Raw genomic sequence first — 22,866 nt, 5'->3', positions numbered from 1 at the left:
TCCCGTGCCCACCTCCTCGCAGGTCCCGTCCGGCGCCCGTCCGTCGACCGCCGGCGGCGCCGTCTCCTTCGTCCGCCAGTCGTGGGCGGGGCTGCGCGTCCTGCTCCTCATGACCGTCCTGCTCGGCGGGCTGTACCCGCTCGCGGTGACGGGGGTCGGCCAGGCCGCCTTCGGGTGGCAGGCGAACGGCTCGCTCGTCCGCGCGGACGGGACGCGGGCCTCGTCGGTCGACGACACGGGGGCCGACGGCGCCCCGGTCGTCGGGTCCGCCCTCGTCGGCCAGGCGTTCGGCGAGCCGGGGACGGCGCCCGAGTGGTTCCACGGCCGCCCGTCCGCGGCCGGGGACGGCTACGACACCCTCGCGTCCGCGGGGTCGAACCTGGGGCCGAACAACCCCGACCTGGTCGCCGCGATCGAGGCGCGCCGGGCGGCCGTCGCCGCGGAGGACGGCGTCGACCCGGCGAGCGTCCCGCCGGACGCCGTGACGGCGTCGGCCTCGGGCCTCGACCCGCACGTGTCGCCCGCCTACGCGGACCAGCAGGTCGAGCGCGTCGCCGCGGCGCGCGGGCTCGACCCCGCGGCGGTGCGCGCGCTGGTCGACGACGCCGCGGCCGGGCGCGTGGCCGGCGTGCTGGGCGACCCGCGCGTGAACGTGCTCGCGCTCAACCTCGCGCTCGAGAGCCTCGCGCCCACCGGCTCGGACGCGTCCTGACGTGCGGCGTGATGGACTGCGCACATGAGTGCCGACACGCCTGACGGGCGGCGCCGGGGGAGGCTGACGGTCTACCTCGGCGCCGCGCCGGGCGTCGGCAAGACCTTCGCCATGCTCGACGAGGCGGTGCGCCGCCAGGCCCGCGGGACCGACGTCGTGGTGGGCCTCGTCGAGACGCACGGGCGCCCGGCCACGGCGGCGAAGATCGGCGACCTCGAGGTGGTGCCGCGCCGCGCCGTCGGGCACCGGGGCGTCGAGCTCACCGAGCTCGACGTCGACGCCGTGGTCGCGCGCGGCCCGGACGTCGCGCTCGTGGACGAGCTCGCGCACACGAACGCGCCCGGCTCGCGCCACGCCAAGCGGTGGCAGGACGTGCACGACCTCCTCGACGCCGGGATCGACGTCGTGACGACGGTGAACGTGCAGCACCTGGAGTCGCTCACCGAGGACGTCGAGGCGATCACGGGCGTCCGCCAGCGCGAGACCGTCCCCGACCACGTGGTGCGCGAGGCCGACCAGATCCAGCTCGTCGACCTCTCTCCCCAGGCGCTGCGCCGACGGCTCGCGCACGGCAACGTCTACCGGGCCGAGCAGATCGACGCGTCCCTCTCCGCCTACTTCCGCGAGGGCAACCTCACGGCGCTGCGCGAGCTCGCGCTCCTGTGGCTCGCGGACCGGGTCGACGACGCCCTCACGCGCTACCGCGCCGACCACGCGATCTCGGGGACCTGGCCCGCGCGCGAGCGCGTCGTCGTCGCCGTCACCGGTGGGCCGGAGAGCGCGACGCTGCTGCGGCGCGGCGCCCGCATCGCCGAGCGGGCGGCCGGGTCGGAGCTGCTCGCCGTGCACGTGCTCGCGACCGACGGGTTGCCCACGGCGTCGCCCGCGGCGATCGCGGCCGACCGCGCGCTCGTCGAGTCGCTCGGCGGCACCTTCCACACGGTCGTCGGGGAGGACGTCGCGTCGGCGGTCGTCGACTTCGCGCACGGCGCCAACGCGACGATGGTCGTCGTCGGCGTCTCACGGCGCTCGCGATGGCGCGAGGCGTTCCTCGGCTCGACGAGCGCGGAGATCGCCCGGCTCTCGGGCTCGCTCGACGTGCACCTCGTCACCCACGAGCGCGCGCGGTCCGGGAGGGTCGCCCGTCGGGGCTGGAGCCCGTTGTCCGCCCGACGGCGCGTCGCGGGTTTCGTCCTCGCCGTCGCCGGCCCGATGGGTCTCACCGCCCTGCTCGACGCCGGCCGGGAGGCGGTCGGTCTCCCGACGCAGGTCATGCTCTTCCTCGCGCTGTCGGTCGGCGTCGCGCTCGTCGGGGGCATGTGGCCCGCGCTGGCGTGCGCCGTCGTGTCCTTCCTGTGCCTCAACTGGTTCTTCACGCCGCCCACGGGCCTGCTCACCGTCGCCGACCCGGAGAACCTGCTCGCACTCCTCGTGTTCGTCCTCGTCGCGGCCGCCGTCGCGTCGGTCGTCGACCTCTCCGCGCGGCGCACCGTGCAGGCGTACCGGGCGCGCGCCGAGGCGTCGACGCTCGCCGCCCTCTCCCGGTCCGTCCTGTCCGGCGAGGACACGGCCGAGGCCGTCGTCGCGCGCCTCGCCCAGACCTTCCAGCTCCGCCGCGTCGCGCTGGAGGAGCGGGCGCGCACGGACGGGCGGGCCCAGGCGTGGTCGACCGTCGCGGTCGCGGACCGCGCCGTCGACACCGGGATCCCGGGCACCGCGAGCACGGACACCACGAGCCCGGTCGGTCGCGCCCGGCGCGGCCACGGACACGGTGAGGAGACCCGGACCGTGGTGAGCGTCGACGACGACCTCCGGCTCGTGCTCGACGGCCGTCCGCTGCCCGCGGGCGACCGCCAGGTGCTCGAGGCGTTCGGCGCGCAGGCCGGCATCGTGCTCGAGTACCGGCGGCTGCGCGAGGAGGCCGCGCACGCGGCCGTCCTCGCCGAGGCGGACGCGACCCGCACCGCCCTGCTCGCGGCCGTCTCCCACGACCTGCGCACCCCGCTCGCGGCGATCCGCGCGGCCGTCGACGGGCTGCGCTCGCCCGGCGCGGTCCTGGAGCCCCAGGACCGGACGGCACTCGTCGAGACCGCCGCGTCGGAGACCGAGCGGCTGGAGCAGCTCATCGACAACCTGCTCGACCTCTCGCGCCTCCAGACGGGGTCCGTCGCCCCGGTCCTGCGGGACGTGTCGCTCGAGGAGATCGTCCCGGTCGCCGTCGAGCCGCACGGCCCGCGCGTCGCGCTCGACGTGCCCGAGGACCTGCCCCTCGTGCGCACCGACCCCGGCCTCCTCGAGCGCGTCGTCGCGAACGTCGTCGCCAACGCCGTGCGGTTCGCGCCCCCGGCGGAGCCCGTCCGCGTCCGGGCGTCCGCCTCGGGCGGCATCGTCGAGGTGCGGGTCGTCGACCTCGGGCCGGGCGTGCCCGACGACGCCAAGGAGCGGATGTTCGAGTCCTTCCAGCGGCTCGGGGACGCCGGCGGGCACGGCGTGGGGCTGGGGCTCGCCGTCGCGCGGGGGTTCTCCCGCGCCGTCGGCGCGACCCTCGTCCCCGAGGACACCCCGGGCGGAGGCCTCACCATGGTCCTGACCGTCCCCGTCGCGCCGCCGCGCGAGCCGGTGGCACGCACCGAGCGGGAGGAGCGCGCGTGAGCGACGACCCGGCGACCCACCACGTCCTCGTCGTCGACGACGACCCCGGCCTGCTGCGCGCGATCGCCATCACGCTGCGCACCCACGGCTGGAAGGTCAGCACCGCCACGTCGGGCGGGGCCGGCATCGACCTCGTCGCGACCGACACCCCCGACGTCATCCTGCTCGACCTCGGCCTGCCGGACCTCAGCGGGTTCGACGTCATCCGGGCCGTGCGGGCCTGGAGCACGGTGCCGATCGTCGTGCTCTCCGCGCGCCACCTCGGTGACGACAAGGTGGACGCGCTCGACGCCGGCGCCGACGACTACGTCACCAAGCCGTTCGCGATGCCCGAGCTCATGGCGCGGCTGCGTGCCGCCGTCCGGCGCTCGGCCGGCTCCGCGCGCGACGGGTCCGCGGTCGTCGAGGCGGGCGACCTGCACATCGACCTCGCCCGACGCCGCCTCCTGCGGCGCGGCGCCGAGGTGCGGCTGAGCCCCACGGAGTGGGCGCTCCTCGAGATCCTCGTCGCGCAGCGGGGCCGCGTCGTCGAGCGCGAGCACCTGCTGCGCGAGGTGTGGGGGCCGACCGCCACGCGCGACACCCACTACCTGCGGGTCTACCTCGCGCAGCTCCGCCGCAAGCTCGAGGACGACCCCGCGGCGCCCCGCCACCTCATCACGAGCCCCGGCATCGGCTACCGGTTCGAGGAGTGACCCGACGCGTCGTCCACGACGCGCGCGAGCTCGCGCACGACGGCGCCCGGCAGCGCGGGCGGGAACAGCAGCGCGCGCTGGAGCTCGCCCGCGCGCCAGCCGTCGCACGCGAGCGCCGCGAGCACGAGCGACGACGGCGCGCCCTCCTCGCGCCACGCGCGCAGCACGAGCGCGTGCACCGCGTGCTGCCCCTCGGGGACGTCGTCGCGCGCGACCCCGCCCAGCGCGTACAGGCGCAGGAGCGCCGCGGCCTTGCGCGAGTCGTCGAGCGCGGCGACCGACGCCGCGACCGCCGCGCGCGACGGGTCGAGGCGCAGCGGCGAGAGGTCGTCGAACCCGGACTGCAGGACCTCGAGCGCGACGTCGTCGACGAGCGTCTCCGCGTCGCCGAACATCGAGCGCAGCGTCGACTCGCTGCGCTCGCAGCGGCGGGCGACCGCGGCGAGCGTGACGTTCTCGACCCCCTCCTCGAGCGCGACCCGCAGCACGGCGTCCACGAGCGGGCGCTCGTCGTCGCGGAACGGGTCCTCGTCGAGGTCCACGTCGCGGAAGACGACGGCGCTCGCCGGCGGCCGCACGTCCGCGTACCGGGAGAGGTCGCCGATCAGGTCCTCCCACTCGGCCTCGGTGAGGTCGTACGCGTCCTGGTAGAGACCGAGCCACGTCCCCTCGAGCGCGAGCGCCGCGACCCACGTGCGCGGGTCGGGGACGCCCGCGGCGCCGTCCGGCCCTCGGCTCGGCTCCTGGGTGGGGATCGCGGCGACCCACTCGTGCAGGGTGGCCCTGGCCGAGCGCGTCGCGTCGCTCCGGTCGGGCGTGGACATGACCGTCACCTCCGTGGTCGGAAAAGGTGGATCGAGCCTAGCCGGAGGCCGCGACGGTCTCGCGTCAGGGACGCGGGACGTCGCGGCGGCGGAAGCCGACCAGACCCAGCGTGACGAGCGCCACGGCGAGGAGCGTGAGCCAGACGAACGGCCACGCCTCGACGTCGGCCCCCGGGAGCTGGGGGACGTGCCAGAACGGCGAGACGCCGCTGGCCCAGGACGGGAGGTCGAGCAGGGCACCGAACATCGTCACGACGAACGAGTAGGCGAGGAGCGCCCAGGCGAGCGCCGCGAGCCCCGGACGCCAGCCGAAGGCCGCGACCGCGACGCCCGCGACGACCGCGATCGCCGGGAGGTACGCGAACGACGCGGCGAGGTAGTCCCCGAACCCGAAGGCGTCCTCCCCGACGCTCAGCGCGCCGAGCCACAGCCCGACGGCGCTCATGGCGAGCAGCACCGACGTCCCGACCAGGGTCACGACGAGCTGGGCCCCGAGCCAGCGGACGCGCCCGACCCCGGTCGCGAGCACGGGCTCGAGCCGCCCCGCCGTCTCCTCGCCGCGGGCCCGCTGGGCCGACGCGACCGCGAAGCCACCCGCGCCGAGCCCGAGGAAGAGGGCCATGATCGCGACGAACCCGCCCACGAGGTCGGTGGCGTCGCCGAGCATCTGCGCGATCTCGGGGTTGTCGGCGACCATGTCGCCCACGGAGTCGACGAACGTCCCGCACGCGAGCGCGGTGACGCCGACCCCGACGCCCCACGCGACCACGGACGCGCGCTGCTGGCGCCACGCGAGGGCGAGCGGGCTCGCGAGCCACCCGACGGCGTCGGGCCGGCCCGCGCGCGGAGGGACCAGGCCCGCGCCGAGGTCGCGACGCGCGGCGAGCGCCGCGCCCAGGGCGAGGAGCAGCGCGACGAGCGCGACCGAGAGGCCGAGGGGCCACCAGCGCAGGTCGACGAACGCGCGGATCTGCTGCGCCCAGCCGATGGGGGAGAGCCACGAGACCCAGCTCCCGTGCTCCTCCTGGACGTCGCCGACGGCGCGCAGCAGGAACGCGACGCCGAGCACGGCGAGCGCGAGGCCGCTCGCGGCGCGCGCGTGCTCGGTGACCTGGCTCGTCACGACCGCGACGGCGCCGAACACGAGCCCCGTGACCCCGACGGCCGCGCCGAGCGCGAACGAGTCGACGGCGTCGAGCCCGGTCGCGACGAGGACCGCTCCCGTCGCGAGCGCGATCGCCGCGTTGGCGACGAGCGCCGCGACGAACGCCGCCGTCGCGGGGGCGTGTCGCCCGACGACGCCGGCCCGGACGAGCTCCGCCCGCCCGGTCTCCTCCTCGGCGCGCGTGTGCCGCACGACGAGGGAGATGCTCATGATCGCGACGGCGACCATCACGGTGAGCGCCATCTCGTTCGCGATCATCGCGCCGAGCGTGTAGTCCTCGATCCCGTACTGCGGTCCGGACAGCATGATGCCCGCGGGGCTGGACACGAGCGCGGCGCGCGCCTGGCGGTCGGCCGCCGTGGGGTAGAGCGTGTCGAGCGCGACGGCCGCGTACCCGAACAGGAGCGCGATCGACGCCGTCCACACGGGGATGCGGACGCGGTCGCGGCGCAGCACGAAGCGCAGCAGCGTGGTCCAGCCCGTGGCCGCGCGGCCGCGCCGGTGCGGCTCGGGCGCGACGGCGGCGCGCCGCCTGCTCGGTGGTGCCGCCGTGCGAGCGGACCCGGGGGCGCTCACAGCGCGCCCGCCCCGTCGAGCACGGCGAGCTCGTCGCCGTAGTGGCGCAGGAACAGCTCCTCGAGCGACGGGGGGTTGACCGTCACGGAGCGCAGGCCGAGGTCGGTGAGCGCGCGCAGCACGGCCTCGACGTGGTCGTTGTCCACGTCGAACCGCGCCCGCGTGCCGTCCGCGCCCGGCTCGACGACGAGGTCGTGCACGCCGTCGAGCGCGTCGAGCGCCGAGGGGTCGCGCTCGGTCACGGCGGTGACCGACGACCGCGTGAGGTGCCGCAGCTCGGTGAGCGTCCCCGACTGGACCGTGCGGCCCGCGCGGATGATCGTCACGGTGTCGCAGAGCTTCTCGACCTCGGCCAGGATGTGGCTCGAGAGCAGGACGGAGCGGCCTTCGGCCGTCACCTCGCGCACGCACTGCGTGAACACGGACTCCATGAGGGGGTCGAGGCCCGACGTCGGCTCGTCGAGGACGAGCAGCTCGACGTCGGACGCGAACGCCGCGACGAGCGCCACCTTCTGCCGGTTCCCCTTGGAGTAGGTGCGCGCCTTCTTCGACGGGTCGAGCTCGAAGCGGTCGAGCAGCAGCTTCTTGCGCTGCGGGTCGACGCTCCCGCGCAGGCGGGTGAGCAGGTCGATCGCCTCGCCGCCGGTGAGGTTGGGCCACAGGTTGACGTCGCCGGGCACGTACGCGAGGCGCCGGTGCAGGTCGACGGCGTCGTGCCAGGGGTCGCCGCCGAGCAGCCGGGCGCTGCCGGAGTCGGGCCGCAGCAGCCCGAGCAGCACCCGGATGGTGGTCGACTTGCCCGCGCCGTTCGGTCCGAGGAACCCGGCGACCTCGCCCGCGCGGACGGTGAGGTCGAGGCCGTCGAGCGCCTGCACGTGGCCGAAGGCCTTGCGCAGGTCGTGCACCTCGACGGCGGGGGTCGTGCTCGTCATCGCGTCTCCTCCTGGTGGGTGGTGTGCTGCACGTAGGCGTCGAGCAGCGTGGGCTCGACGAAGAGTCCTTCGGTGAAGACCTCGAGCGCGGGGAGCATCACGCGCTCGACGTACTCGCGGAGGTCCGCCTCGGGGTCGCGCGGCTCGCTCCGCTCGCGCAGCGCGCCGTCGATCAGCAGCGAGCCGAGCGAGAGCGAGACGAGGTAGCGCGCGCGGGCGGCCTCGTCGCGGCTGGGGCGGATGACGCCGGCGGCGACGCCGGACTCCATGTACTCGAGCGTGACCTGCGTGAGGTGCTCGACGAACGACCGCGCGAGGTCCCCGCCCGCCTGGAGGCTGCGCAGCGTGTACTCGAACACGGGCGCGTAGTCCTCGATCCCGGCGAGCTGGGTGAACAGCGCCATCGGCCCGGCAGCCGGGTCCTGCGGCGAGATGGCGTCGGTCTTGGCGGCGCGCACGGCGTCGAACACGTAGTCGTCGCACGCGCGGCGCAGCCCCTCCTTGGAGCCGAAGTGGTGCACGACGAGCGCCGCGCTCACCCCGGCGTCGGTGGCGATGGTGCGCAGCGGGGCACCGAACCCGTCGCGCGCGAACCGCGAGATCGCGGCGTCGCGGATGCGGGCGCGGGTCGTCAGGTCGTCGGTGGTCGACGGCGCGGGGCGGGCGCGGCCGGTCGGTGAGGGTTTGTCTGAACGCACGTTCAACAGACTAAACACTTGTTCAATGCCTGTCCACCCACGAGGGAGCGCTCTGCCGCGGCGCACCCCTTGACGCCGCTGGCCGGGGCCGGTTGAGTGGAGGTCACGACGCGATGGGAGCGCTTCCATCCGTCGTCCCGCACCCCGTGTCGATCGAAGGAGATCCGCATGAGACGTCGTGCCGTCCTGTCCGCCGCCGCCGGGCTCGCGCTCGCGGCCCCGCTGCTCGTCGTCGGCGGGAGCGCCGGCGCCGCCCCGACCCCCGCCGCGCCCCGGGCGACGGCCGCCCCCGCGGCGGACGACGTCGTCGGGCCGGAGACCCGCCTCTACGTGGACCCCTTCTCCACGACTCTCCAGGCCGCCGCCACCCTCACGGGGCAGGCGCGCGCGGACGCCCAGCTCCTCGGGTCGTTCCCGTCGGCCTCGTGGTTCACCGGCGGCACGCCCGACGAGGTGCGCGACGACGTCGCGTCCGTCGTGCAGGCGGCCGCGACGGACGGCGCGGTGCCCACCGTCGTCGTCTACAACCTGCCGTTCCGCGACTGCGCGCAGTACTCCGCGGGCGGCGCCGCGGACACGGCCGCCTACACGGCGTGGGTGGACGCCCTCGCCGAGGGGATCGGCGACGACCCGGCGATCGTGATCCTCGAGCCGGACGGGCTCGGGATCATCCCCTGGTACACCGACATCAACGGGAACGCGGAGTGGTGCCGCCCCGCCGAGCTCGACCCGGAGACCGCCGCGGCGGACCGGTTCGTCCAGCTCAACCACGCCGTCGACACGCTCACGGCGCTCCCGGCGACGTCCGTGTACCTCGACGGGACGCACAGCGGGTGGCTCGGGGTCGGCGACATCACCGACCGCCTGATCAAGGCGGGCGTCGAGCGTGCCGACGGCGTGTTCGTCAACGCGTCCAACTACGTCGAGACCGAGCGCCTCGTGAAGTACGGGACGTGGATCAGCGACTGCGTCAACCTGTCGGTGAACAGCTGGTGGGAGCCCGCGTGGTGCGCGAGCCAGTACTACCCGGCGAACCCGGACGACTTCTCCACCTGGGGCCTCACCGACGCCGCGTACGCCCAGGCGTACGCGGACACGGGCGTCGTGCGCGACCCGGCGGTGCAGAAGCACGTCGTCATCGACACGAGCCGCAACGGCCAGGGCCCGTGGACCGCGCCGCCCGGCGCGTTCCCCGACCCGGAGGTGTGGTGCAACCCGCCCGACCGGGGCCTCGGCGAGCGGCCGACGACGGACACCGGCGACCCGTTCGTCGACGCCTACCTGTGGATCAAGGTGCCGGGGGAGTCCGACGGGAAGTGCTACCGGGGCACCGGCGGCCCGCTCGACCCCGCCCGCGGCATCGAGGACCCGGCCGCGGGGCAGTGGTTCGTCGAGCAGGCGGCCGAGCTCCTCGCGCTCGCCGTGCCCCCCCGTCGAGCGCCCGACCTGCGAGGTCGCGTACACCGTCCACGGGACGTGGCAGGGCAAGAAGGGCAGCGGCTTCATCGCCCAGGTCGAGCTCCGCAACACCGGCACGGCGCCGCTCGACGGGTGGGAGCTGCGCTGGACCCCCGACGGGGACCAGCGGCTCACCGACGTGTGGGGCGCGCGGGCCGGGCGCGACGGTGACGCGGTCACCGCGCACAGCCTGTCGTGGAACGCGACCGTACGGCCGGGCGCGACCACGACGTTCGGCTTCGTCGCGTCGGGCACCCCGGGTGCCGACCCGCAGCTCGTGACCCTCGGAGGGCGCCCGTGCCACGTCGTCTGACCCCTCGCCAGGGGATCCGGGCCGCCCAGGTCGCACAGATCACGGGCACTCGGGGCGAGAGACCCCTGCCGTTCCGGGCCAGACACCCGTAGGCTGGGGGTAGCCGTCGGCGGCACCGCCGGCGCCACGTCCCGGCGCGTCGGACCGTCGGGACGTCGAGAGGCCCGTCGCACTCGTGCGACGGGCCTTTTCGGTGCCGGTGCCTCGAGGCCGTGCGCCGGGCGACGACGAAGGGCCCGCCGCGAGTGCGGCGGGCCCTTCGGTCTGCGGAGGATGGGGGATTCGAACCCCCGAGGGCTGTTAACCCAACACGCTTTCCAAGCGTGCGCCATAGGCCACTAGGCGAATCCTCCTGGTGCGACGGCCGGACGCGCCCAGGGCGCACCGACAGCAGCGCAACGAGGATACCGGACCGCGGCGCCCGGGCCGAATCGCCCTCACCGGAGCGGGTTTCTGGTGGGGCGCCGACCTGGGCTAGGGTGGGTGCAGACCCCTCGTGCGGCATCATCTCGCCGAACTCCCCCAGGGCCGGAAGGCAGCAAGGGTAGGTGAGCTCTGGTGGGTGTGCGGGGGGTCCTTCATGTCTCCGGGCGCCCTGTCTCCGGACGGGCGCCGGCCCACCGCCGCGGAGCCGGCCGGTGTGGCGCAGATCTCTTCCTGCTCGAGCGAGACGGGCACCCCCGTGGCGCCTGACGCCCGATATATCCCGGTTCAGTCGCCCGAGTTCCCGACATGCGACCAGTTTGGCGTCCACATGATGGACGATCCGGCTCGGGGATTGGCGCGCGGGGCGTCGCCGTGCTCATGATGTCGGCATGACCCGGAACCACGTCGCCACCACGACCCCGCGCGCAGCGTCCTGCGCCGGCACGTCGTGCTGTCGTGGCGTGCACACCGGGCGAATGTGCGGCTGCTGACGCCGTCGTGACCCGCAGGGAGACCTGCGCCGCACCTGCCGCGTCGTCCTGACGACGCCGCCCCCGCTCGCCGCGTGGCTGATGGCCCGCCGGAAGCACCCTGAACCCCACCCCTCGCAGGACCGTCCCTGCACCCCGGCCCGCCGGTCGCCACCCGTGACCGACGCCGCCGCCACCGGAAGGAACTCCCATGTCGTTCTCGACCACCCGCAAGCGTCTGACCTGGACCGCGATCGCCGCGACGGCCGCCCTCACCCTGACCGCCTGCGGCGGCGGCGACGACACCGCGGGCGGTGCCGCGAGCGGTGACGCGGCGGACCCGATCCGCGTCGGCGTCGTCGGCGCGTCCGACGACAAGTGGGCCGTGTTCCAGGAGCAGGCCGAGGCCGAGGGCATCGAGATCGAGCTCGTCGACCTCCAGGACTACACGCAGGCGAACCCGGCGCTGTCCCAGGGCGAGCTCGACGTGAACCAGTTCCAGCACCTGCAGTTCCTCGCGGGCTACAACGTGGACGCGGGCGACGACCTCCAGCCGATCGGCGCGACCGCCGTCTACCCGCTCGGGCTGTACTCGTCCAAGCACACGTCGCTCGAGGAGATCCCCGACGGCGGCCAGGTCGCCGTGCCGAACGACCCGACCAACCTCGCGCGTGCGCTCCTCGTGCTCCAGGAGGCCGGCCTGGTCGAGCTGAAGGACGGCGGGAGCTCCATCTCCACCGAGGCCGACGTGCTGCCCAGCTCCAAGGTGACGGTCACGCCCGTCGACGCCGCGCAGACCCCGATCCAGCTCCAGTCCGTCGACGCGTCGATCATCAACAACGACTTCGTCGAGGATGCGGGCCTCAAGCCCGAGGACGCCCTGTTCCAGGACGACCCCGACTCCGACGCCGCCAAGCCCTACATCAACGTGTGGGTCGCGCGGGCAGAGGACAAGGACGACGAGACGCTGCTCAAGCTCGCCGAGATCTCCCACTCGCCGGAGGTCGTCGAGGCGGAGAAGAAGGCCTCGGGCGGTACCGCCGTCATCAAGGAGAACTCGCCCGCCGAGCTCCAGGAGATCCTCGCCGGCATCGAGGACGACATCCGCAACTCCTGATGCCGTCGCCGCGAGGGCGGGCGCGCACGTCGCGTCCGCCCTCGCGCGCCGTCGTGCCCGGGGGAGGACGATGGCAGGCGAGCGGCACACCCCGACAGGCGGCCCTGACGACATGCCTGGTGATCCCAGGTGACCCAGGCGGCCCCGGCCCGGAGGCCCGGCCTCCGACGAGAGGAACCCGACGTGACCGACGTCCCCCGCGACGAGGGCGGTGACGAGCAGCCCGCGATCGAGCTGCGCCACGTGAGCAAGACGTTCGGCGAGGGTGACGGTGCCGTGCACGCCGTCGACGACGTCTCGCTGAGCATCCGCCGCGGCGAGATCTTCGGCGTCATCGGCTACTCGGGCGCCGGCAAGTCGACGCTCGTGCGGCTCGTCAACGCGCTCGAGAGCGTGACGAGCGGCGAGGTCGTCGTCGACGGCCAGGTGATCACCGGGCTGCCCGAGCGCCGCGTGCGCGAGGTGCGCTCGCGCATCGGCATGGTCTTCCAGCAGTTCAACCTGCTGTCGTCGCGGACGGTCGCGGGGAACGTCGCGTACCCGCTCAAGGTGGCGGGCTGGCCGCGCGAGAAGCGCGCCGCGCGCGTCGCGGAGCTCCTCGCGTTCGTCGGCCTCGCTGACAAGGCGAAGGCGTACCCGCGCCAGCTCTCGGGCGGGCAGAAGCAGCGCGTGGGCATCGCCCGCGCGCTCGCCGCGCAGCCGACGATCCTCCTGGCCGACGAGGCGACGTCCGCGCTCGACCCCGAGACGACGCGCGAGGTGCTCGCGCTCCTGCGGCGCGTCAACGCCGAGCTCGGCATCACGATCGTCGTCATCACGCACGAGATGGAGGTCGTGCGCTCGACGTGCCACCGCGTCGCCGTGATGGAGCACGGCAAGGTGGTGGAGACGGGCGACGTGTACGACGTCTTCTCCGCGCCCGGCGCGGACGCCGCCCAGCGGTTCGTCGGGACGGCGCTGCACGACCGCCCGTCGCGCGACACCCTCGCGCGGCTGCGCGAGCGGCACCCCGGCCGGCTGGTCACGGTCGGCGTGCGGGAGGGCGCGCACACCGGGTCGGACCTGTTCCGCCTGCTGCGCGAGCACGACGTCGACGGGTCCGTCGTCTACGGCGGGATCTCCGAGGTGGGGGAGCGGCCGTTCGGGTCGCTCACCGTCGAGCTCGACGCGCCCGAGGACCGCATCGCGCCGTTCCTCGTCGCGCTCGCCGAGCGCGCCGACGTCGTGGACCTGGGGACCGCGGCCCAGCCGCTCGACGATCCGCGGGTGGCGCGGCTCGACGCCGACCCGGGCGGCGATGACGCCACCGCCGACGGCCCCGCCGCAGGGCGAGGCGACTCGCTCGGTGCACCCGGGGTCTCCTTCCGCCACGGCATCCCCGGAGGTCTGTGATGAACCGCGACTGGTCCACCCTGTGGCCCATCCTCTGGGAGGCCTTCGGGCAGACCCTCCAGATGGTGTCCATCGCGCTGCTCACGGGCGGTGTCGCGGGCCTGGCGCTCGGCATCGCGCTCTACGTCACGCGGCGGGGGAACCTGCTCGACAACCGGTGGGTGTTCGGCGTGCTCAACGTGCTCGTCAACATCGTGCGGCCCATCCCGTTCATCATCTTCGTCACGCTGCTCGGGCCGGTGACGCTCCAGGTGGTCGGGACGACGCTCGGCACGGAGGCGTTCATCTTCCCGCTGTCGGTGATGACGGCGTTCGGCACGAGCCGCATCGTCGAGCAGAACCTCGTGGGCATCGACCCGGGCGTGATCGAGGCGGCGCGCGCCATGGGCGCGTCGTCGTGGCGCATCATCACGACCGTGCTCGTCCCCGAGGCGCTCGCCCCGCTCATCCTGGGCTACACGTTCCTCTTCATCGCGGTGCTCGACATGTCCGCGGTCGCAGGCCTCATCGGCGGTGGCGGCCTGGGTGACTTCGCGATCCGGTACGGGTACCAGCGCTACAACTGGGGCGTCGTGATCGTGACGGTGCTCGTCATCATCGCGATCGTGCAGGTCGCGCAGCTCCTCGGCAACTGGCTCGCCCGCAAGGCGCTGCACCGCTGAGGACCGGCCTCGTGCGTGTGGGTCGCGGCGTCTAGAGTGACCGGGGTGAGCACCGCCCTGTACCGCCGCTACCGGCCCGAGACCTTCGCCGAGGTGATCGGTCAGGACCACGTGACCGCGCCGCTCATGCAGGCGCTGCGCAGCGGTCGGGTGAACCACGCCTACCTGTTCTCCGGCCCGCGCGGGTGCGGCAAGACGACGAGCGCGCGCATCCTCGCGCGCACGCTCAACTGCGAGCGCAACACCCCCGAGACGCCGCTCGACACCCCGTGCGGGCAGTGCCCGTCGTGCGTCGAGCTCGCGCGCGGGGGTCCGGGCAGCCTCGACGTCGTCGAGATCGACGCGGCGTCGCACAACGGCGTCGACGACGCGCGCGAGCTGCGCGAGCGCGCCGCGTTCGCGCCGGCCCGCGACCGGTACAAGATCTTCATCCTCGACGAGGCGCACATGGTGACGCCCCAGGGCTTCAACGCGCTGCTCAAGCTCGTCGAGGAGCCCCCGGAGCACGTGAAGTTCGTCTTCGCGACGACGGAGCCGGACAAGGTCATCGGGACCATCCGCTCCCGTACGCACCACTACCCGTTCCGCCTCGTGCCGCCGGACGTCCTCGGCCCGTACCTCGAGGAGCTGTGCGCCGCCGAGCGCGTCACCATCGGCAGCGGGGTCGTACCGCTCGTCACGCGCGCCGGGGGCGGCTCGGTGCGCGACTCCCTCTCGGTCATGGACCAGCTCATCGCGGGCGCGGAGGACGGCGCCGTGGAGTACGAGCGCGCCGTCGCGCTCCTGGGCTTCACGCACGCGACGCTGCTCGACGACGTCGTGGACGCGCTCGCCGCGCGCGACGGCGCGAGCATCTTCCGGGTCGTCGACCACGTCATCGCGACGGGGCACGAGCCCCGGCGCTTCGTCGAGGACGTCCTCGAGCGCCTGCGCGACCTCATCGTCATCGCGGTCTCCGGCGACGAGGCGCAGGCCGTGCTGCGCGACCAGCCCGCCGACCAGCTCGCGCGCATGCGAGCCCAGGCGCAGAACCTGGGTGTGGCCGAGCTCTCGCGCGCGGCCGACCTCGTCAACGCGGCCCTGACGGAGATGACCGGCGCCACCTCGCCGCGGCTCCACCTCGAGCTCCTCATGGCGCGACTCCTCCTGCCCGGCGCCGACGACGGCGCTGCCGGGTTCGCGGCGCGCCTCGACCGGCTCGAGCGCGGGGGGCTGGGCGCGGTCGCCCTCGCACCGGCAGCCGTCGCACCGGGGTCCGAGGCGTCGCCCGCCCCGGGTGCTCCGGTGAACGACGGCGCGGGGCGGGCGCCGGCCACGACCTCACCGTCGTCCGGGCTCACCGGTGCTGCCGCTGTGCGCGCCGCGCTGCGCCCCAACCGGTCCACCGCGTCCGCCCCCGCCGCACAGCCGCCGGGTGTCGCCGCCGCACCGGCCGACGCGCGGCCCTCCGCCGAGGCGGCCGAGCCCAGCCCCACCGAGGCTGCTCCGACAGAGGTCGTCGAGGACGAGCGGGCCTCGGCGCCAGCGTCCGCCACCCCGTCGGCACCTGACCATGGGACCTCGTCCGCTCCGGGCGAGGGCGCTGTCCCGTCGAGCATCACCGGGCCCGCGCGCGAGGACTCCACGGCGCCTGCCGCGCCCGTGCCGCCCTCTCCCGCGACCGCCACGGTCGAGCAGGTCGAGCCGACCGGTCCTGCCACGCAGGCCGGCCCGACCCCGCAGGACGGCGCGGTGTCGCCGACGCGCGAGGAGGCTGCGCCTCCCGGGCGTGCCGACGCCGCCCCCGCGCAGCCGGAGGCAGGCCGCCCGGCACAGCCTGCGGGGAGCGCTCCGTCCGGCGACGCGAGCCCGGCGCTCACGACCGAGGAGCTGCGGCGGCGCTGGCCGGAGGTCCTCGAGAACCTGCGCGCCAGCCCCGTGACCTGGTCCCTCGTCAGCGCGAACGCGCAGGTGGCAGAGCTGGGACCAGACGTCCTCTACCTCGCGTTCCCGTCGCCGGGGCTCGCGCGGACCTTCTCCTCCGCGCGGCACACGAGCGCGGTCCAGGACGTCGTCTACCAGACGCTCGGGCTCCAGGTGCGGGTCGAGCCGCGCCTCGACGAGGGCGGTGCGGGCGGCGGCGGTCGGGCCCCGGCCCCTGCCGCCCCGGCGCCCGGGTCCTCCGCTCCGGCTCCCGTCGCAGCCGGCCCGGGCGCATCGCGTCCTGAGCCGGGTCCGGGGGAGCGCGGCCAGGACGTTCCCCTGGCGTCGGTCAGCGCACCGGGCCGTGTCGTGGCGTCGGGCGCGGGCACGGCCCCGACCGCGCTCGCGTCGGGAGCGGCCGCACCGCGCGGCGCCGTCGCGTTGCAGGAGCGACCCGTCGCGACGGAGACCACCGTGGGCGACGACGGTGGCGTGCCGGTCGTCGACGACGCGGACGAGGCCTGGCTCGCCGGAGCCTCGGCACCCGAGCCCGTACCCGCGCCCCGTGTCGACGCGGCGGACGAGGCGTGGCTCGCGGGGGCGCCCGCCGAGCCGCCGGCCGACCTCGACGACGGCCCCGAGCCGGAGCCCGTCCTCGAGAGCGCCCCCGCGCGCACGACGTCCGCAGCGCAGGCACCGGACTCCCCGGCACCGGCCACGCCTGGGACCCCGCCGCGCCAGGAGCCTTCTGCCCGTGCGGGGGTCCCCGTCGCGACGGTGGACGCGTCGGGCGCCCCGTTGCGCGGCGTCTCCGCGGCGCGCGCGGCGATCGCCGCGGCCACGACGGCGCGCGTCTCCCGGCCGACCGAGGCGCCCGCCCGACGGGACGCGTCGTCCACGGTCGACCCGATGGACGACCTCCCGTCCGCGGACGACCCCGACATCGTCTCGACGGGCCTCGTCGGGACGGCGCTCGTCGTGAGCCTGCTCGACGGCAAGATCATCGAGGAGATCCAGGACCAGGTCTGACGCCGCCGCCCGAAACAGGGTGCCGGGTGCCGGACACGAAGAGGGCATGAGCCCACCTCCCGTGGCGGACCGCGCCGAGCGGTTCCGCGCCCTCTACCAGGACACGTACGCCGACGTGCTGCGGTTCGTGCGCCGGCGTACCGACGAGGACCGCGCCGAGGACGTCGTGCACGAGGCGTTCGTCGTCGCGTGGCGACGGATGCCAGACCTGCCGCCGTCCCGTGACGCGCAGCGGGCCTGGCTGTTCGGGGTCGCGCGCGGCTGCCTCCTCAACGACCGGCGAGCGAGCACGCGACGCGGCGCGCTCGGCGTCCGGCTCGCCGCCCAGCCCGAGCCCCTGCTCCCGTCCCCGGACGAGCTGACGGCGGCGCGGTCCGAGCTCGCCACGGCGTGGCACCGGCTCGCGACCGACCACCAGGAGGTGCTGTCGTTGCTGCTCTGGGAGGACCTGACGTCCGCGGACGCCGGGCGGGTCCTCGGCATCTCCGCGGTCGCGTACCGGCTGCGCCTGTACCGCGCACGTGCGGCGCTCCGGCGCCTGCTGTCCGCGGACGAGGGGCCGGGCGTGGACGGTCCTGGGCGCCGGCCCGCCGTCCCGCTCGCTCGATCCTTCGACGTCCCCGCCCAGGAGGTGCTCCGATGACCCACGACGACCTGACCACCCTCCGGGGGCTCGACCGCGCCCCCGCGTCAGGCCTCTCCGCCGCCGAGGCCGCGCGCGCGGCGCAGGGCCTCGACCGCATCCTCGCCGGCGAGGAGCCGGACGGGGCGGGCGCCCGCGCGGTCGGGCACCTGGCCGCGCAGGCACGGCGCCGCGCCGTGCGCCGGGTCGGTGTCCCGGTCGGTGTCGCCGCGGTGGCCGCGGCGGCGTTCGCGCTCCCGTTCGTCGGCCCGGCGCCGCACGCGCTCGCGTCGTGGACACCCGAGCCCGTCCCTCTCTCCGCGCAGGACCTCGCGGTCCTGGACGAGGCGTGCCGTGCGCGCATCGGCCCGGAGCGGAGCGTGACGGCCGACGACGTGGTGCTCGCCGAGCGACGCGGCTCCTGGGTGGCGGTGATGTACCTGTACGACGACGACGCACGAGCGCAGACCCTGGAGTCGTCGTGCGTCGGGTACCTGCCGCCCGGCGCGGACGAGGCGGAGGACGTGTCCGGGGGGACCGCGAGCGCGGGCGACCTCGTCCCGTCGTCCCGCGGTGTCACGGAGGGGTCGATGTCCCAGTGGGGCGGCAGGCCGTACCCCTGGAGCCGCGAGCGGCCGGTGCTGTCGATGACGAACGGGCAGGCCGGTGCCGACGTCGCGGCGGTGACGCTGCGGCTCGCCGACGGCACGGCCGTCGAGACCACGATCGAGGACGGCGTCTTCGTCGCCTGGTGGCCGGGCGAGATCTTCGACCCGACGACGGTCGGCGGGCCCAGCGGACGGGGCGGCCCGGAGCCCGCGATCACGTACGAGGTGACGTACACGGACGGGTCCACGCGCACGGTGGCGCCCGAGCTCCCGGAGTGACCCTCGTCCGAGCACGGTCCCGGCCCCGCCATGACGGCGCCGGGCCGGGACCGACCCGGCCACGACGGCGGCGGGCCGGGCCCGGCGTGTGGGCCGTGCCCCGTAGGCTGGGGGCGTGTACGAAGGCGCTGTCCAGGACCTGATCGACGAGCTCGGCCGACTTCCCGGCGTCGGGCCCAAGAGTGCGCAGCGCATCGCGTTCCACCTGCTCGCCGCGGACGCCGCGGACGTGCGCCGGCTCGCCGACGCGCTCACCGAGGTGAAGGCGCGCGTGCGCTTCTGCGAGACGTGCGGCAACGTCGCGGAGTCCGAGCAGTGCCGCATCTGCGCGGACCCGCGCCGCTCGCCCGAGGTGATCTGCGTCGTGGAGGAGCCCAAGGACGTCGTCGCGATCGAGCGCACGCGCGAGTTCCGCGGGCGGTACCACGTGCTCGGCGGCGCCATCAACCCGATCGAGAACGTGGGTCCGGGCGACCTGCGGATCGCCGAGCTCATGGCCCGGCTCGCCGACGGGCAGGTCACCGAGGTGATCCTCGCGACCGACCCCAACGTCGAGGGCGAGGCCACGGCCACGTACCTCGCGCGCATGCTGGGCCCGATGGGCCTGCGCGTGACCCGCCTCGCGTCCGGGCTGCCGGTCGGGGGAGACTTGGAGTACGCGGACGAGGTGACGCTCGGCCGGGCTTTCGAGGGCCGACGTCTCGTCGGCGGCTGACGAGAGGTGACGAGCATGGGGGAGATCGAGAACGACCCCGACCTGCGGGAGATCGCCGAGGGCATGGCCGCGCAGGCGCGCGCGTTCCTCACGACGGCGACCCAGGTCGCGTCGGGGGCCGCACCCGGGGCCGTGCTGCCCCTGCTGCTGCTCGCGCTGTCCGACGCGCTCGCCGCGGGCGCACGGCTCGGGGCGATGGGCGACGTCGTCCCGGTCGAGCGCTTCGAGCCCGACGCCGGCCGCGACACCGACGTGGACCCGCTGCGGACCGCGCTCTCCCAGCTCTTCGACGGGTTCGACGACTACGCCGAGATCACCGACCCGCTCGTGGGCGCCGAGGTCGGGGCCGCGTCCCTCTCGGGCGACCTCGCGTGCGTCGCCGAGTGCCTCGCGAAGGGCCTCCAGCACTACGACGGCGGCCGCGAGCTCGAGGGCCTGTGGTGGTGGCAGTTCTCCTACGTCTCGCTCTGGGGGGGAGCGTGCCGCGAGCGCGCTGCGCGTGCTCCAGCTCGCGCTCGCGCACCTGCGCCTGGACGTCGAGGACGACGTCGCGGCCGAGGCGGAGTACGACGCCCTCCAGTCCTGAGGCGCGCCCCGCGGGCCGTGCGCCGCGATCAGGCCGGTGCGGCGGTCGAGCCGTAGTGCGCCGCGAGCGCGGGGTAGTAGCTGTCCCACACCACCGTCGCGGGGTCGCGCCCGGCGCGCGCCGCGGCCAGGCGGTCGAGGTAGTACTCCCAGCCCGGTCCGATCGACCCGGCGTCCTCGTCCGGGCCCAGCGCCTGACGGAACACGAGGGCGGTGGCGCCGCCGTCGTCGGCCAGGTCGACCTCCAGGTGCCACGACGTCTCGCCGACGGCGGTCTCGACCACGAGCCGGTGCGGTGGGTCGCAGCGCAGGACGCGGCACTCGTCGCCGTCCGTCGCGCCTTCGGCGGTCATGACGAAGCGGACGCTCCCCGTGGTCGGGTCCCCGTCCCACGTGCCGATCCAGGGCTCGAGGCCCGCCGGCTCGGTGAGGCTCGCCCAGACGTCCGCGACGGGTGCGGCGAAGGTCCGGCGCAGCACGATCCACCGGCCGTCGTCCTCGCGCACGACGGAACCGGTCGGCTCGACCTCAGGGCTCTCGGACGTCTCGGTCATCACAGCAGCGTAGGCAGGTCCGCGTCCCCGGGGAAGGCCGGTGCGCTCCTCGCGACGTCGTCCGCCGACGCCGGGCCGAGCATCCTCGGCTCGTCGCCCGCCAGGACGAGCCGCGCGCTCGCCCGGAACCGTCGGACGGCGTCGACCCACGCCCGGGCGGGCCGCAGGCCGCACGCGCGCAGCGCCGCCGCGTGGTCCACGACCAGGACGGTCGCCGCGCCCAGCGCCACGACGCCCCACGCGGCGCCGACGACGGCGCGGACCGGTCGCGGGGTGCCGGCGAACCCCTGCCGGAGGCGGTCGACCTGGAAGCGGAGGTGATGGACCTCGTCGGAGGCGATCCGCCGGCCGACGCCGCGGAGCACCGGGTCGGGCGCCGCGCTCGCCAGGGCCGTGAAGTAGCCCATCGCGACGGACTCGGCCACGAGGAACAGCGCGATCTCGGTCCGCAGGCCGAGCAGGCGTCGGAGCGCGGTGAACGCCGCGTCCGACCAGTGGGCGTCGAGCGTCGGTGCCCCGAGGTGCTCGAGCCCGCGCCGGAACAGCGCCGAGTGGCGCTGCTCCTCGACGACGAGGCGCTCGAGAGCGTCCACGTACACCGGGTCCCCCGCACGCCGCGCCTTGGCGAGCAGCCGGGCGCCGTCGCCGTCCTCGCCGAGCTCGAAGCGCTGGAAGGACCGGACGAACGCGGACCGGACGTCCGGCGGGAGCGTGCACGGGGCGTCCCAGTCGATCGTGGCCTCCGTCGCGAGCTGGGTGGCGCGGTTCGAGACGTAGTGGTCGACCCAGACGGTGAACGCCGGGGGCGAGCCCTCTCCGGTGGCCGGGGCGGTGGCGGTACGTGCGTCGTCGCTCGTCATGGCCGGAAACGTAGACCCGTGCCGTGGCCCGCGGGACGACCTGCGCGGAACCTCCTGAACGCTCCACCGGATACGCACAGCCGGGACGCAGGACCGTCGCGACCGGGGCGCTGTGGTACCACTAGGGGGTGCTGCCCGCCTTCTCCCTCCCGGTCTCCGGCGGGCTCGAGATCGACGGCCTGACCGTCCTCCTGCTCGTGCTCGCCGCCCTGACGGCGGGGTGGATCGACGCCGTCGTCGGCGGGGGCGGCCTCGTCCAGCTCCCCGCGCTGCTCCTCGTGCCCGGCATCAGCCCGGTCCAGGCGCTCGCGACGAACAAGCTCGCGAGCATCATGGGCACGTCCGTGAGCGCCGCGACGTACTACCGGCGGGTCGGGCCCGACCTCCGGACGGCGGGCCCGATGGCGCTCGCGGCGCTGGTCGGCGCGATCGGCGGCGCAGCCCTCGCGTCGCGCATCCCCGCCGAGCTGTTCAAGCCGATCATCCTCGTGGTGCTCGTCGGGGTCGCGGCCTACACGATCGCGAAGCCGAAGCTGGGGCACACGACGAACCTGCGCTGGGAGGGCAACGGGCACCGCTGGGCCGCGGCCGGGATCGGCCTCGTCATCGGCACGTACGACGGCCTGCTCGGCCCGGGTACGGGGACGTTCTTCGTCATCGCGCTCGTGAGCATCCTCGGGTACGCGTTCCTGCCCGCGTCGGCGCTCGCGAAGATCGCGAACTTCGCGACGAACGCGGGGGCGCTGATCTTCTTCGTCCCGTACGGTGCGGTGCTCTGGGGCCTCGGCCTGCTCATGGGAGCGGCGAACCTGCTCGGCGCCTACGTCGGCGCGCGCATGGCGGTCGCCAAGGGGAGCGCGTTCGTCCGGGTCGTGTTCGTCGTCGTGGTGGGGGCGCTCATCCTCAAGCTCGGGTACGACGTCGTCGCCGACCTGACGGCCTGACCGCGGCATCCGAGGCCGACGATCCCGGCCTGGTGTCAGGTGGTGTCAAGAATGTTGTCGCCAGGGCTTGCGGTGACACCACGAATGGTGCCATGATGGCGTCATGGACCTCACCCCGTATGTCGACGACCTCCAGAACCGCCTCGCCGCCGCCGCGGACGCCGCCGGGGACGACGGCCGTCGGCTCGCCGAGCGGCTGACCGCGCCGCTCGACGCCGCCGTACGGCTCGTCCTGCTCGACGCGCTCTCGGACGCGGCGGGCGAGATCTCCGCGGAGCTCGCGCCCGGGTCGGTCGACGTGCGACTGCGGGGCGGCGCCCCGGAGTTCGTCGTCGCCGCCCCGGCCCCCGCGGCCCCGCCCACGGCTCCCGGTGAGCCGGCCTACGGCGTCGCTCCGGCGTCCGCGGCGACGCCCGCCGCGCCGCCCGCCGTCGGGCCGGCCGACGTCGAGTCCGGCGCCACGACCCGCACGACCCTGCGCCTGCCCGACCACCTCAAGACGCAGGCCGAGACCGCCGCCGCCCGCGACGGCGTCTCCGTCAACACGTGGCTCGTGCGCGCGGTCGCCGCCGCGCTCGAGCAGTCCACCGGACGCCCGGCCGCGCAGGCCCGTCCGCAGCCGCGCGGCTCCGCCCGCGTCACCGGCTGGGTGCGCTGACCGCTCCCGGTCCGCGCG

19 protein-coding genes, 1 tRNA gene, 1 other RNA gene and 2 pseudogenes are annotated in these 22,866 nt (G+C 75.2%); 16 read left to right on the top strand and 7 right to left on the bottom strand.

What is annotated here, in order from left to right; all coding sequences use genetic code 11:
- Positions 1-4 precede the first annotated feature (4 nt).
- The 3 genes from kdpC to FB00_RS07640 are packed head-to-tail and all read left to right on the top strand — an operon-like array spanning position 5 to position 4,059.
- Positions 5-712 carry a potassium-transporting ATPase subunit KdpC gene (kdpC, locus tag FB00_RS07650; RefSeq protein ID WP_082141105.1) on the top strand — a complete coding sequence of 236 codons (708 nt, stop codon included), beginning with the start codon at positions 5-7 and terminating at the stop codon, positions 710-712.
- Between the two features lie 24 nt (positions 713-736).
- Complete coding sequence (locus FB00_RS07645; RefSeq protein ID WP_047232297.1) at positions 737-3,364, top strand: DUF4118 domain-containing protein; 2,628 nt, start codon at positions 737-739, stop codon at positions 3,362-3,364.
- On the top strand, positions 3,361-4,059 hold the full coding sequence (locus FB00_RS07640; protein WP_047232296.1) for a response regulator: 699 nt from the start codon (positions 3,361-3,363) through the stop codon (positions 4,057-4,059). Before FB00_RS07645 ends, FB00_RS07640 begins: the two co-directional genes overlap by 4 nt.
- Here FB00_RS07640 and FB00_RS07635 read toward each other — a convergent pair.
- From FB00_RS07635 to FB00_RS07620, 4 genes are all read right to left on the bottom strand, one after another.
- Complete coding sequence (locus FB00_RS07635) at positions 4,041-4,883, bottom strand: hypothetical protein (protein ID WP_047232295.1); 843 nt, start codon at positions 4,881-4,883, stop codon at positions 4,041-4,043. The genes FB00_RS07640 and FB00_RS07635 overlap by 19 nt on opposite strands.
- A 64-nt stretch (positions 4,884-4,947) precedes the next feature.
- Positions 4,948-6,624, bottom strand: a complete 1,677-nt coding sequence (locus FB00_RS07630) for an ABC transporter permease (RefSeq protein WP_197088772.1) — start codon at positions 6,622-6,624, stop codon at positions 4,948-4,950.
- Entirely contained in the window at positions 6,621-7,556 is a 936-nt protein-coding gene (locus tag FB00_RS07625; protein WP_047232294.1) for an ABC transporter ATP-binding protein, read from the bottom strand. Before FB00_RS07625 ends, FB00_RS07630 begins: the two co-directional genes overlap by 4 nt.
- Positions 7,553-8,254 carry a TetR/AcrR family transcriptional regulator gene (locus FB00_RS07620; RefSeq protein WP_047232293.1) on the bottom strand — a complete coding sequence of 234 codons (702 nt, stop codon included), beginning with the start codon at positions 8,252-8,254 and terminating at the stop codon, positions 7,553-7,555. The genes FB00_RS07625 and FB00_RS07620 overlap by 4 nt, the downstream gene beginning before the upstream one ends.
- Before the next feature lie 168 nt (positions 8,255-8,422).
- Here FB00_RS07620 and FB00_RS07615 point away from each other — a divergent pair.
- Positions 8,423-9,520: pseudogene (locus FB00_RS07615) on the top strand (glycoside hydrolase family 6 protein); the annotation flags it as partial.
- A gap of 238 nt (positions 9,521-9,758) precedes the next feature.
- Positions 9,759-10,025: a cellulose binding domain-containing protein gene (locus tag FB00_RS23225; RefSeq protein WP_419865519.1), complete on the top strand. Its 267-nt coding sequence runs from the start codon at positions 9,759-9,761 to the stop codon at positions 10,023-10,025.
- A gap of 267 nt (positions 10,026-10,292) precedes the next feature.
- Here FB00_RS23225 and FB00_RS07610 read toward each other — a convergent pair.
- Positions 10,293-10,378: transfer RNA gene (locus FB00_RS07610), tRNA-Ser, on the bottom strand.
- Positions 10,379-10,510: 132 nt separating this feature from the next.
- Here FB00_RS07610 and ffs point away from each other — a divergent pair.
- The 9 genes and pseudogenes from ffs (at position 10,511) to FB00_RS07570 (ending at position 19,833) form a co-directional block, all read left to right on the top strand.
- Positions 10,511-10,607, top strand: an RNA gene (gene ffs / locus FB00_RS21610) — signal recognition particle sRNA small type.
- 525 nt (positions 10,608-11,132) lie between these two features.
- Positions 11,133-12,038, top strand: a complete 906-nt coding sequence (locus tag FB00_RS07605; protein ID WP_047232292.1) for a MetQ/NlpA family ABC transporter substrate-binding protein — start codon at positions 11,133-11,135, stop codon at positions 12,036-12,038.
- Positions 12,039-12,221: 183 nt separating this feature from the next.
- Positions 12,222-13,430, top strand: coding sequence for a methionine ABC transporter ATP-binding protein (locus FB00_RS07600; RefSeq protein WP_082141102.1), 1,209 nt, complete (start codon positions 12,222-12,224; stop codon positions 13,428-13,430).
- A complete protein-coding gene (locus FB00_RS07595) occupies positions 13,430-14,092 on the top strand; it encodes a methionine ABC transporter permease (RefSeq protein ID WP_047232291.1) in 663 nt (220 codons plus the stop codon). The genes FB00_RS07600 and FB00_RS07595 overlap by 1 nt, the downstream gene beginning before the upstream one ends.
- Before the next feature lie 45 nt (positions 14,093-14,137).
- A complete protein-coding gene (locus FB00_RS07590) occupies positions 14,138-17,023 on the top strand; it encodes a DNA polymerase III subunit gamma and tau (protein ID WP_047232364.1) in 2,886 nt (961 codons plus the stop codon).
- 46 nt (positions 17,024-17,069) lie between these two features.
- The gene (locus FB00_RS07585; RefSeq protein WP_082141101.1) at positions 17,070-17,666 is read left to right on the top strand and encodes an RNA polymerase sigma factor; all 597 of its coding nucleotides are present in this window, start codon (positions 17,070-17,072) and stop codon (positions 17,664-17,666) included.
- Positions 17,663-18,532, top strand: a complete 870-nt coding sequence (locus FB00_RS07580; RefSeq protein ID WP_047232290.1) for a hypothetical protein — start codon at positions 17,663-17,665, stop codon at positions 18,530-18,532. The genes FB00_RS07585 and FB00_RS07580 overlap by 4 nt, the downstream gene beginning before the upstream one ends.
- Before the next feature lie 115 nt (positions 18,533-18,647).
- A complete protein-coding gene (gene recR / locus FB00_RS07575; RefSeq protein ID WP_024841680.1) occupies positions 18,648-19,247 on the top strand; it encodes a recombination mediator RecR in 600 nt (199 codons plus the stop codon).
- Between the two features lie 15 nt (positions 19,248-19,262).
- Positions 19,263-19,833 (top strand): annotated as a pseudogene (locus tag FB00_RS07570) (DUF5063 domain-containing protein).
- Positions 19,834-19,861: 28 nt separating this feature from the next.
- On the opposite strand, the gene FB00_RS07565 reads toward FB00_RS07570, so the two are convergent.
- A complete protein-coding gene (locus FB00_RS07565) occupies positions 19,862-20,386 on the bottom strand; it encodes an SRPBCC family protein (protein WP_082141100.1) in 525 nt (174 codons plus the stop codon).
- A complete protein-coding gene (locus FB00_RS07560) occupies positions 20,386-21,246 on the bottom strand; it encodes a diiron oxygenase (RefSeq protein ID WP_047232289.1) in 861 nt (286 codons plus the stop codon). The genes FB00_RS07565 and FB00_RS07560 overlap by 1 nt, the downstream gene beginning before the upstream one ends.
- Before the next feature lie 128 nt (positions 21,247-21,374).
- On the opposite strand from FB00_RS07560, the gene FB00_RS07555 reads away from it, so the two are divergent.
- Together FB00_RS07555 and FB00_RS07550 are read left to right on the top strand one after the other, a co-directional pair.
- Positions 21,375-22,190 carry a TSUP family transporter gene (locus tag FB00_RS07555; protein WP_231581763.1) on the top strand — a complete coding sequence of 272 codons (816 nt, stop codon included), beginning with the start codon at positions 21,375-21,377 and terminating at the stop codon, positions 22,188-22,190.
- 103 nt (positions 22,191-22,293) lie between these two features.
- A complete protein-coding gene (locus FB00_RS07550) occupies positions 22,294-22,848 on the top strand; it encodes a hypothetical protein (RefSeq protein WP_047232288.1) in 555 nt (184 codons plus the stop codon).
- The last annotated feature ends 18 nt before the right edge of the window (positions 22,849-22,866 follow it).

Origin of the sequence: Cellulosimicrobium funkei, from assembly GCF_001019615.1 — a bacterium.
GTDB classification, from domain to species: Bacteria; Actinomycetota; Actinomycetes; order Actinomycetales; family Cellulomonadaceae; genus Cellulosimicrobium; species Cellulosimicrobium cellulans_E.
This window is presented reverse-complemented; position numbering and strand designations above follow the sequence as displayed.